11 protein-coding genes are annotated in these 10,694 nt (G+C 47.7%); 7 read left to right on the top strand and 4 right to left on the bottom strand.

From position 1 onward, the window contains the following. Positions 1-157: 157 nt before the first annotated feature. From BUB19_RS05225 to BUB19_RS05215, 3 genes are read left to right on the top strand one after another with little or no spacing between them, the layout of a single operon-like run. On the top strand, positions 158-385 hold the full coding sequence (locus tag BUB19_RS05225; RefSeq protein WP_073093254.1) for a hypothetical protein: 228 nt from the start codon (positions 158-160) through the stop codon (positions 383-385). After that, the gene (locus BUB19_RS05220) at positions 382-597 is read left to right on the top strand and encodes a hypothetical protein (protein ID WP_073093252.1); all 216 of its coding nucleotides are present in this window, start codon (positions 382-384) and stop codon (positions 595-597) included. The genes BUB19_RS05225 and BUB19_RS05220 overlap by 4 nt, the downstream gene beginning before the upstream one ends. A gap of 54 nt (positions 598-651) precedes the next feature. After that, positions 652-918: a hypothetical protein gene (locus BUB19_RS05215; RefSeq protein WP_073093250.1), complete on the top strand. Its 267-nt coding sequence runs from the start codon at positions 652-654 to the stop codon at positions 916-918. 230 nt (positions 919-1,148) lie between these two features. On the opposite strand, the gene BUB19_RS05210 is transcribed toward BUB19_RS05215, so the two are convergent. From BUB19_RS05210 to BUB19_RS05195, 4 genes are read right to left on the bottom strand one after another with little or no spacing between them, the layout of a single operon-like run. Further along, entirely contained in the window at positions 1,149-2,507 is a 1,359-nt protein-coding gene (locus BUB19_RS05210; protein ID WP_073093248.1) for a Gfo/Idh/MocA family protein, read from the bottom strand. Positions 2,508-2,553: 46 nt separating this feature from the next. Then, positions 2,554-3,753: a mannonate dehydratase gene (uxuA, locus tag BUB19_RS05205; protein ID WP_245802778.1), complete on the bottom strand. Its 1,200-nt coding sequence runs from the start codon at positions 3,751-3,753 to the stop codon at positions 2,554-2,556. Further along, positions 3,750-4,565, bottom strand: a complete 816-nt coding sequence (locus BUB19_RS05200; protein ID WP_073093246.1) for an SDR family oxidoreductase — start codon at positions 4,563-4,565, stop codon at positions 3,750-3,752. The genes uxuA and BUB19_RS05200 overlap by 4 nt, the downstream gene beginning before the upstream one ends. A gap of 27 nt (positions 4,566-4,592) precedes the next feature. After that, positions 4,593-6,239, bottom strand: a complete 1,647-nt coding sequence (locus tag BUB19_RS05195; protein ID WP_073093244.1) for a UxaA family hydrolase — start codon at positions 6,237-6,239, stop codon at positions 4,593-4,595. Positions 6,240-6,380: 141 nt separating this feature from the next. Between BUB19_RS05195 and BUB19_RS05190 the strand changes: the two genes are divergently transcribed. From BUB19_RS05190 to BUB19_RS05175, 4 genes are all read left to right on the top strand, one after another. Continuing rightward, the gene (locus BUB19_RS05190) at positions 6,381-7,376 is read left to right on the top strand and encodes a sugar kinase (RefSeq protein WP_073093241.1); all 996 of its coding nucleotides are present in this window, start codon (positions 6,381-6,383) and stop codon (positions 7,374-7,376) included. Positions 7,377-7,459: 83 nt separating this feature from the next. Beyond that, positions 7,460-8,440, top strand: a complete 981-nt coding sequence (locus BUB19_RS05185) for a TRAP transporter substrate-binding protein (protein ID WP_394333875.1) — start codon at positions 7,460-7,462, stop codon at positions 8,438-8,440. Positions 8,441-8,443: 3 nt separating this feature from the next. Continuing rightward, positions 8,444-8,929: a TRAP transporter small permease gene (locus tag BUB19_RS05180; RefSeq protein ID WP_073093237.1), complete on the top strand. Its 486-nt coding sequence runs from the start codon at positions 8,444-8,446 to the stop codon at positions 8,927-8,929. 5 nt (positions 8,930-8,934) lie between these two features. Further along, positions 8,935-10,233 carry a TRAP transporter large permease gene (locus BUB19_RS05175; protein WP_073093235.1) on the top strand — a complete coding sequence of 433 codons (1,299 nt, stop codon included), beginning with the start codon at positions 8,935-8,937 and terminating at the stop codon, positions 10,231-10,233. Positions 10,234-10,694: the final 461 nt, after the last annotated feature.

The raw sequence follows: 10,694 nt of genomic DNA, 5'->3' as shown, positions 1-10,694 counted from the left end.
GAGGAATAACCATGTGCTCGCAATTTACAAACCTGGGGCCACATGGTAAAGTGACAAACAAAAGGGCTTAGTGGAACGGAGAATGGCGGTTAAGCAACACCAGTTACCGGGTTGAGAAGAAACATAAATCCACAAATAAAATACCTTTATAATTATTATGGGAGCAATAGACATAAAACAGGAATTAAGAACGCTGATCGAAAAGGAAAATGACCTTCATGTGTTGGAGGCGATTAAAACCTTACTTATAAAGTCCAGTTTAGACCCGGTCCTTAAAGAGAGAATGACCTCCAGGGCATTAAAAGCCGAAGAAGATATCCGGACAGGTAGCGTATTTACAAGGGAGGAGTTAGAGAAGAAGTTGGACGACAGGTTGGGTCTATGAGGGTAGTCTATACAGACCAATCCCTGGATAGCCTGGAGGAATCCCTAAAGTTTTTGCTGAAGGTCCAAAAGGTTCCTTTAGAAAAAGCATTAGAGTTTAGAAAACAATTACTGTACAGGGCAGATGGTCTGATCATCAATCCCCATATGGGGCAATATGAGGAATATCTGATGCATTTGGGAAAAGGGCACAGAAGGTTGGTGGAAGGCTAATTTAAGATCATTTTCCTTAAAGAAGACGGCAAAATCCGTATTCTTGATTCTGGTATGGAAGACCATGGTGACCACGGTCATGCTTATCCTGCCCGATGGCTGCCGCATACCTACGAGGCGCCACTTCCCACTCATTTTTCATCAACAAACGGACATATAGTGATATTTAATGACGGAGATGGCTCCGTTTTATGGATTCGGGAAGCGTCTCTGGGCAATCCGGCCAACGCCGCAAAGATGATCGTGCCAGAAAACATGATAGCGCATCATGGTGCAGCGACCTGGTTGAAGTCCAATCTGCTGGCGGTGACCTACACTTGAGCAAATGCACAAGCTCGGTGATCTCACATTGGACCGTCCATTAGAAAATGTTTTTGGTTTAGGTTTCTGATTTTTTCAAGCCCGTAGGTTCGCCAGCAGGCAACCTGCGGGCATATGCCTACCAGCATATATGTCGCTTGTTTAGTTTTAACAGCTATGCTATGATATAAAAAAATCCCCGGTGGTAAACCGGGGATGGTTGGTGGTTTTTATCGGATAAAAAAAGCGCTCTAGGCTTTTAACTTAGGTTCCCAGCCTTTTTCGTATTCTCTTTTCCAGAGCTTGCTGGCCTGTTTGCTATTTTTGATGTGCCCGTTGGAAGAATCGCATTCCAAAATTTCTCCGGTTCGGGAAGCGATATTTGCCAGGTGACAAAGCAGTACACTTTTGGCTCCTTCGTCTATGGGACTGTTTTGTTCTTGTTTGCCTCTGATGGCTTCAAAGAAGTTGACCACATGCAGCGTGGACATGTCTCCGCCACCGCCTAGTGCTGTGCCCGCTTCGCTTCCACCAGACTCGTTCGTTTTGACCACTTTTCCGCTTCTATCAAAGTGTTTGTAACCACCGCGGTCTACATATACCGAACCATCGGTACCGTAGATGATGGTGCCCCGGCCCGGACCATAGGTGTTGTGGCCGTTTCGGCTTTTTCCATCCCATTGAATGGTCCTGTTGTCTGAAAATTTGAACACGGCATCCATGGTATCGTACATCTCCCAGCCATCGTTGGGCCAGTGGTATTTCCCGGAGTCTACCATCACTTTTTCAGGAAAATCGACCTGTAAGGCCCATCTGGCAACATCCAGCTCATGGGTGGCATTGTTACCTGATTCGGCGGTTCCGTAATCCCAGCCATACCAATGCCAGTTGTAATTCCAGGTGTCGTCGGTATACTCCCTTCGCGGGGCAGGACCCTGAAAAAGTTCCCAATCCAGGCCTTGCGGAGGAGCAGCCTTCTTCTGGTTAGGAACTTCGCCTCTGGCCGAGTTGTAAAAGGCAACGGCCTTATACACATCGCCAATAGCGCCATCGTGAATGGCCTTGATGATCTCTATACTTTCTGGTGCCGATCGCTGCTGGTTACCCATTTGCACTACTTTGCCATATTGCTTTTGGTAGGCCACCAGCAATTCGCCCTCGTAGGGGTTGTGGCTACATGGTTTTTCTACATACACATGTTTGCCCGCTTCCAGGGCCAGCCAGGTGCCGGGTGCATGCCAATGATCCGGAGTAGCATTGATCAGGGCATCGACCTCAGGATCCTCGATTACTTTCAGGATACTATTTTCCAGTTTTGGCTGGTAATCGATGTGCTTTTCAAAATTCTTTGCTGCCCTCTCCCTCTGAGACTGCATGACATCACAGAGGTATACCAGGTTTACATTACTTGATTTCAGTCCTATGGGGCTGTAAAAGGCACCCAGTCGTCTGCCCAAACCGGCAATGGCAATGTTTAGCCGCTCATTGGCACCCAGGATTTTGCCATAACTTTTGGCCGAAAATCCTACAGCTCCCAGGGCAGAAATGCCCATGGTCGTCATGGCTGATTTTTTGATAAAATCCCTTCTGCCATTCGCTTTTTCACTCATAATTACTTTCAGGTTAAATGATATATTGACTTTTTTCTTTTAATCCTCATTTTGTCGCATCAAAAATACTTCGTGCAATACCAATTTCCAAACCCCTGAGTTCGGCGAGACCTCTCAGCCGGCCAATGGCAGAGTAGCCCGGATTGGTTACTTTTGCCAGGTCATCCAGCATCTGATGACCATGGTCCGGCCGCATGGGCAGTGATTTTCCGCGTCGCTGCTGCATCCTTAGTATGGCTTCTACCACATCTGTCATGGGCACATCACCCTCCAGATGGTTGGCTTCATAGAAATTACCATCGGCATCCCTCTGGGTACTTCTCAGATGGATAAAGTGGATATAATCTCCATATTTTTCTACCATTTCCGGCAGGTTATTGTCCTCCCTTACCCCCAAGGAGCCGGTGCAAAATGTAAAGCCATTGTAGGGGTTATCATTTGCTTTCAGGATACGGTCATAATCAGCAGCAGTGCTGACCACTCTTGGCAGTCCAAAAATCGGGTAGGGGGGATCATCCGGATGAACACACATGTATACTTTGCTTGCTTCTGCCACAGGGATAATTTCACTCAAAAAGGCATCCAGGTTATTCCCCAAGGTTGCCGCATCTATGCCCGTATAGGTGTCCAGCGCCTCCTGAAAGTCTGCTACCGTATAGCCCGCTTCTGCTCCCGGCAGACCCGCAATAATGGTGTCTACCAATTTGTCTTTCGCTTCATCACTCAAACCATCAAAATAGGCTTTTGCCATGTCAAGCATGTCCTGACTGTAGTCTTTGGCCGCCCCCGGACGTTTTAAGATGTGTATATCGAAAGCCGCAATTGCCCGCATCTCAAACCGAAGCGCTTTTGATCCATCCGGAAGTGCATAGGCCAAATTGGTCCGGGTCCAGTCCAGTATGGGCATAAAATTATAGCAAACTGTATGAATACCTTCGGCTGCCAGGTTCCGGATACTTTCCTGGTAGTTTTTTATGTATCGCAGATATTCTCCCGACCGGGTTTTGATGTTTTCATGAACCGGTACGCTTTCCACGACAGACCAGATAAGACCTGCTTTTTCTATCATCGCTTTTCGTTCCCTTATGGCCTCTCTGGGCCAAATCTCTCCATTCGGGATCTGGTGCAGGGCGGTTACGATACCGGTAGCGCCAGACTGCCGGATATCTGCAAGGCTTACCGGATCTTTGGGACCATACCAGCGCATGGTCTGCTCCATCATTATGGGTTTAAAACTTTTGCTCATACTCCTGAAAATGCACTGAAGCCTCCATCTACTTCGATTATCGTTCCTGTTACAAATTTTGATGCCTCGCTACTCAGCCATTGCACTGCCCCGAATAATTCTTCCGGTTTTCCGAATCTGGCCATTGGAGTGTGCTCCTTGATCAGGTTACCTCTCTCAGTCAGGCTACCATCCTTATTGGTCAGCAGACGCTCATTTTGTGCAGTCAGAAAGAATCCGGGAGCCACAGCATTGACCCGGATGCCTTCTCCGTATTTTTTGGCAAATTCTACTGACATCCATTTGGTCATGTTGTCAATTGCCGCTTTGGCTGAAGCGTAGCCCATCACCCGGGTCATGGGCCTGCTGGCTGCCATAGACGAAATATTGATGATGGAGGCTTTCCTGGTTTTCACCAGCAGCGGTAAAAATACTTTGGTAGGCAGAAAGGTTCCCATGTAATTGAGATCCATAATCGATTTGACAGCGTCCGAGGAAAGGTCTGTGAAAAATTGGTCCGGCATCACTGTGGCTCCCGGCATGTTACCCCCTGCCGCGTTGATCAGCCCGTCGATCTGGTCAAAGGATTTTTCCAATTGTTCTTTTACCTGGACGATTTCAGCTTCTTTGGTCACATCTGCTACTGCAGGGAAGGCAAATCCTCCCTCGTCCTTAATTTCTTTAACCAGGTTTTCTACCTTTTCCTGATTGCGGCCGAGGATGACCATTTGCGCTCCTTCTTCCGCCAGGTGCCTGGCCATGGCTTTACCCAATACTCCTGTGCCACCACTGATGATGATTACTTTGTTTTTTACTGAAAATAATTGAGACATGTATTAAAAACTTTTGTTGGTGATTGATTAAAGAGAAACTCCCCTTTTCCAAGGTATAAAATCGTCCTGGTTTAACAAAACAGCTTTGGCCTGGACCTTCCCGCTGGCTACTTGCACGATATAATCCAGAAGTTCGTTGCCCATTTCCTCTATGGTTTTTTCTCCTGAGATGACCGCTCCGGTATCCACATCGATGATGTCCGGCATCTTTTCGGCCAATCTGTGATTGGAGGCTACCTTGATGACGGGGGTTACGGGGTTTCCGGTGGGCGTGCCCAGACCTGTTGTAAACAGAATGATATTGGCGCCAGATCCGGCCATGGCTGTGGTGCTTTCCACATCATTTCCCGGGGAGCACAAAAGGTTCAGACCCGGTCTGGTGGCAATTTCGGTGTAATCCAAAACATCTTTTACGGGAGAAGTACCTCCTTTTTTTGCTGCTCCGGCAGATTTTATCGCATCTGTAATCAGCCCATCCTTGATGTTGCCCGGACTTGGATTCATGTCAAAACCCGATCCGACTGCCTCAGCAGATGCGGCATAGGTGCGCATCAGTTGTACAAATTTTTCAGCCTGCGCATCCGTGGAACAACGATTGATCAGCTCCTGCTCTACACCACACAGTTCCGGAAATTCGGAAAGAATGGTTTTGCCGCCCAGCGCTGCAATCATGTCAGACACCTGTCCGAGCGTAGGATTGGCAGAGATGCCGGAAAATCCATCAGATCCCCCGCATTCCAAGCCTATCGTTAATTTGCTGAGAGGAGCAGGTTTTCGTCTCAATTGATCTGCATCTGCCAGACCTAGGAAGGTAGCCTGAATGGCCCGCGTCAGCAATTGGGCTTCCGTGCCCTCTTCCTGTTGCTCCAGAATGATCACCGGCTTTTTGAATTCCGGATCAATTTTGGCCAGTTTTTCTTTCAGAATGGCGGGTTGGGCATTCTGGCAACCCAGGCTCAATATTGTAGCACCGGCCACATTGGGGTTGTTGATATAGCCGGCAATAAGTGCACAAAGCGCCTCTGAATCCTGCCGGGTGCCCCCGCAGCCACCATTATGCGTCAGAAACTTGATGCCATCTACATTTTTGAACAACTTCTGTTCACCGCTTTGTTCGAGGCTGGCAACGCCTGCTTCATGTAATCCTTCCCGATTGCCCTCCAGGTACATCTGCTTCATTTCCTTTACAAATGATTTGTAGGGATTGGGTTTGGCAAAACCAAGTTCCTCCACAAACGCTTGTTTCATGATGTCCACATTTCTGTTTTCGCAAAAAACAAGCGGAACTACCAGCCAGTAATTGGCAGTACCCACCTGACCATCAGGTCGGTGGTAGCCATCAAAGGTGCGGTTTTTCCAGGAGCTGACATCAGGAGCTTTCCAGGAAAAGGGTTTTCTCTTGCCGGTATAGGGTGCTGTCTGGTGGGCGATGTTATCCACGGTAATGACCTCACCCTTTGCGATTTCCTTCACGGCCTTGCCTACGATGATCCCATACATATATATTTTGTCGTCTGACTGCAAGGCTTGCATGGTAAATTTATGCTTTGCCGGCACATGACTCGTCAATACAATATCTTTTCCTTCGAAGGAAATTTTTTCATCCTTTTTTAAATCGCTAAGGGCTACCAAAACATTGTCTTCAGGATGAATTCGTAAAACTTTATGTAACATTTCGAATATTTGATTATCTTGAGCAATCGATTGCACAATTTAGAAATAAATTGAAAGAAAAGAGGCGAAGGGCTTCTTTTTTTTTAAATCGCTTTTAATTTTGACGAATGAACGCCAAAAACCGAATAACCAAATAAGCAAATGCGCAAACGGATAGTCACCCTGGGAGAAATCATGATGCGGTTTTCCACGCCCGGCCACGAAAGGTTCATACAGGCTGGCAATTACGACGCAGAATTTGGTGGTTCCGAGGCGAATGTTGGAGTGTCTCTCGCTTATTGGCAGCAAGACGTTTCTCTGATCAGCGCACTGCCGGAAAATGACCTGGGCAGAGCGGCGATGCGTTATTTACGGACCGGTGGAATTGACACCTCCTACATCGCCACTTCAGAAGGCCGCATGGGACTGTATTTTTTGGAAAATGGCGCCATGCAGCGGTCGTCAAAGATTATCTACGACAGGTTTGACTCAGTTTTTTCCCATTATGAGGGGCTGAATGTAGATTGGGATCAGGTTTTCAAAGGTGTAGATTGGTTTCACTGGTCGGGTATTACACCAGCACTTTCCGGTGAAGCTGCATCCTTGTGCCTGAGAGTGTTGCAGGCTGCCAAAAGGAATGGAGTGACCATTAGCGGTGACATCAACTACCGGAGAAACCTCTGGCGGTATGGTATTACTCCCCTGGAAATCATGCCTGAATTGATTGCCCACAGCCAGGTAATCATCGCAGGCCTCACGGATTTGGCCAACTGCATGAATATCCATGAGACCAGTTTTCAGAAAGCCTGCCAGAAGGCCAAAGACCGCTGCCCTTCTATTCAGCTAGTCGCCACCACGGAGCGGGAATCCCTTTCTGCATCTCACAACAGGTTAACGGGACATTTATGGGGTAAAGACCAAACGATTCAATCCAAAACGTACGATATGCCGAATATTGTAGACAGAATCGGCGGGGGAGATGCCTTCATGGCAGGGTTGATCTATGGCCTGATGCACAGAAACCAGAAGGAAGCCCTGGAGTTTGCTGTGGCAGCTTCGGTATTGAAACATTCTGTTCCCGGAGATGCCAATTTTGTAACGGTGGATGAAGTGGATCAACTGGTCAGGGGAGAAAATATCGGCAGGCTGTTGCGCTAGCTGTGTTTGCAGGAAATGAGTAATAACGATGAACAATTAATGAAAACCAAAATCATACCTCAACTAATATGTCAAAAGTAAGCATGATGAAGTCCACGAGTTTGCTGGGAATGATACTCATCGCCGTAATTTTTATCGGCTGTTCGAGACCCGGTGGAGTAAGGATATTAAAACTTGGACACGGGCTGGACACCAGCCACCCCGTTCACGAAGCCATGTTGTATCTGGCCAAAAAAGCGGAAGAAAAATCTGGTGGAAAAATGATTGTACAGGTCTATCCCAACCAGCAATTGGGCACCGAAAGGGAACTCGTGGAGTTGCTCCAAATCGGAAGCTTGTCCATGACCAAGGTCTCTACTGCCGCAATGGAAGGTTTTGCTCCAGAGATCAAGATACTGGGGCAGCCCTATCTTTTCAGGGATGACGAACATCAGGCCAGGGTGCTGGAAGGTCCAATAGGGGAGCAGCTCCTCGCAGCAGGGGAGAAGTACTGGCTGAAGGGACTATGTTTTTATGATGCCGGCAAAAGGAGTTTTTATACGATCAACACGCCCGTGGAAGAACCGGAGGATATTCAGGGCTTAAAAGTAAGGGTCATGGAAAGCCCTACTGCAGTCAATATGGTGCAGAGTTTTGGCGGATCGCCTACCCCGGTTTCCTTTGGCGAGCTCTATACGGCCTTGCAGCAGGGTATCGTAGATGGTGCGGAGAATAATCCACCCAGTCTGGTCACTTCCAGGCATTATGAAGTATGCAAGTACTATTCGCTGAACGAGCATACCGCCATTCCGGACATGATGATCGTGAGTACAAAGGTCTGGGATACCCTGTCAGAAGAGGAAAAGCAGTGGCTGCAGGAAGCCGCCGACGAATCTGCTGTGTATCAGTTCAAATTATGGGAGGAATCTGTGGCAGAATCCATGGAAATCCTTAAAGAAGCGGGTGTCAATATTTCCTACCCGGACAAAGAACCTTTCCGCAAAGCAGCGGAAAAAGTCTATGAAGCCATGAAGGTAAATGACCCCGAAATGTATGCCCTTGTAGAAAAAATAAGAGAATATTAGAGAATGGAAAAATTTAAATTAACCATCGACAAAGGTGTCGGCTTACTGCTGATGATCATCATGGGGGCCATGGTGCTGAATGTGAGCTGGCAGGTATTTTCCAGATATGTGATTCAGTCTCCCAGTTCATTTACCGACGAATTGTCCAGGTATCTGCTTGTCTGGCTGGGTATGCTGGGAGCTGCCTATGTGGCCGGACAGGACAATCACCTGGCAATAGACCTGCTGCCTACCAAACTTAAGGGAGAAGCCCACCGTAAATTAATGATTTTAATCCGGGTGATCATCATGCTTTTTGTGATCCCCGTAATGATTCTCGGCGGATCAAATCTGGTTTTTATCACCTATACGCTGGAACAGAAATCAGCGACCCTTCAGTTGCCCCTGGCCTATGTGTATACCATGATCCCGCTGAGCGGCTTATTGGTACTTTTTTACCAGGTGGTAGGTCTGAAAACTTTAATGAACTCTAAAAAAGCCCAAATTTAGTCGAAATGGAAGAATATTTAAGTATACTTATATTGGTTGTCAGTTTTATCACCCTTATGGGGATCGGCGTGCCGGTGGCCTGGGCCCTTGGATTTTCCAGTTTTTTAACCCTTACAGTTACCATTGCCACTGTCCCCTCTGCCACTACCATCGCGCAGAGAATGGGCGTAGGCCTGGATAGTTTTGCCCTTTTGGCCATTCCGTTTTTTATTCTGGCAGGAGAGATCATGAATAAGGGCGGAATTGCCAACCGGCTCATAAACCTGGCCAAAGCGCTCACCGGCAGGCTGCCGGGAGGATTACTGTATGTAAATGTGATCGCCGCCATGCTTTTCGGCGCCATCGCAGGTTCTGCAGCGGCTGCTGCCTCAGCCATTGGCGGCATTTTGGGGCCCAGAATGGAAAAAGAAGGCTACCCCAGGGAGTTGGGTGCTGCTGTCAACATCACCTCATCCACCACAGGTCTGATCATCCCCCCCTCCAATGTGCTGATTGTGTATTCGCTGGCCAGTGGTGGGGTTTCCATCGCTGCACTTTTTGTAGCGGGTTACATTCCTGGTTTGCTCATTGGATTGTTTTTGATGATCACAGCTGCCATATTTATTAAAAAACACAACCTCAAGGGAGGAGAGATCACAAGTATAAAAGAACTGACGAAAAAGTTTCTGGCAGCCTTCCCCAGCCTGATGCTGCTGGTGGTAGTGATCGGGGGGATCGTGATCGGTGTATTTACCGCGACGGAAGCTTCTGCCATTGCCGTAATATATACGCTCGTGCTCTCTTTTATTTATGGAGAGATCAGCATAAAGGATCTTCCGGGTGTTTTGTTGAAGTCGTCGGAGACTACTGCCATCGTGATGTTGCTCATCGCCACTTCCATGAGCATGTCATGGGCCATGTCCAGCGAGAACATTCCCCAGTCCATCAGTGCCGCCTTGCTGGCCCTGAGCGATAACAAGTTTGTGATCCTGATTATGATCAACCTGATCCTTTTGTTTGTAGGTACCTTTATGGACATGACGCCAGCGGTACTGATTTTCACGCCTATTTTCCTTCCGGCAGTAGTAACCATGGGCATTGACCCGGTACATTTTGGAATCATGATGGTGCTGAATTTGTGTATAGGGATTTGTACCCCTCCTGTTGGATCCGTCCTTTTTATCGGGGTTGGTGTGGCCAGGACCAGTATTGCGAAGGTGTTTTTGCCCCTGCTGCCCTTTTTCCTGGCCATGATCCTGGGACTATTGGTAATTACACTCGTGCCGGAGTTGACCCTGTGGCTTCCCGGTTTATTTGGCTTGTAAAAAATGTTTTTTCTTGATATAATGCCGCTGGAATTCGCTTTTCAGCGGTTTTCTTCTTTGTGTTTGAAACGTTAGCCATCAGGTGTAAAATAGCCCTTCAGCAAGGCATTGGGATTGGCTTCGAAAAAGGGCTGGTGTAGATCATTATTTCAAAATGCCCGTAAATTTCGGCTAAAGCCGGAGCTCATGTACTCCGGTTACAGGGAACGGGCTAAAGCCGCGTTCCTATTGAGGGTGTTTACTAGAGCCGTGTCTTCCGGTTGAAATCGGGGGTAGTAAAAATCAGTCAATACTATAAAATGCCCGTAAATTTCGGCTAAAGCCGGAGCTCATGTACTCCGGTTACAGGGAATGGGCTAAAGCCGCATTCCTATTGGAGGCTTTTGAAAAAATGGTCATTGTAGTTTCCCGCCGCATGGCATCCTGATTTGGCAAAATTCGCATTCAGGGCAGGGCACCGG

Origin of the sequence: Cyclobacterium lianum (assembly GCF_900143075.1) — a bacterium.
GTDB lineage: Bacteria > Bacteroidota > Bacteroidia > Cytophagales > Cyclobacteriaceae > Cyclobacterium > Cyclobacterium lianum.
The sequence above is the reverse complement of the archived record's forward strand: the minus strand, read 5'-3'. Positions and strand labels throughout refer to the sequence as shown.

Coding starts and splice junctions, on each gene's coding strand:
- BUB19_RS05225 (WP_073093254.1), top strand. CDS start 158: ATGGGAGCAATAGACATAAAACAGGAATTAAGAACGCTGATCGAAAAG.
- BUB19_RS05220 (WP_073093252.1), top strand. CDS start 382: ATGAGGGTAGTCTATACAGACCAATCCCTGGATAGCCTGGAGGAATCC.
- BUB19_RS05215 (WP_073093250.1), top strand. CDS start 652: ATGGAAGACCATGGTGACCACGGTCATGCTTATCCTGCCCGATGGCTG.
- BUB19_RS05210 (WP_073093248.1), bottom strand. CDS start 2,507: ATGAGTGAAAAAGCGAATGGCAGAAGGGATTTTATCAAAAAATCAGCC.
- uxuA (WP_245802778.1), bottom strand. CDS start 3,753: ATGAGCAAAAGTTTTAAACCCATAATGATGGAGCAGACCATGCGCTGG.
- BUB19_RS05200 (WP_073093246.1), bottom strand. CDS start 4,565: ATGTCTCAATTATTTTCAGTAAAAAACAAAGTAATCATCATCAGTGGT.
- BUB19_RS05195 (WP_073093244.1), bottom strand. CDS start 6,239: ATGTTACATAAAGTTTTACGAATTCATCCTGAAGACAATGTTTTGGTA.
- BUB19_RS05190 (WP_073093241.1), top strand. CDS start 6,381: ATGCGCAAACGGATAGTCACCCTGGGAGAAATCATGATGCGGTTTTCC.
- BUB19_RS05185 (WP_394333875.1), top strand. CDS start 7,460: ATGATGAAGTCCACGAGTTTGCTGGGAATGATACTCATCGCCGTAATT.
- BUB19_RS05180 (WP_073093237.1), top strand. CDS start 8,444: ATGGAAAAATTTAAATTAACCATCGACAAAGGTGTCGGCTTACTGCTG.
- BUB19_RS05175 (WP_073093235.1), top strand. CDS start 8,935: ATGGAAGAATATTTAAGTATACTTATATTGGTTGTCAGTTTTATCACC.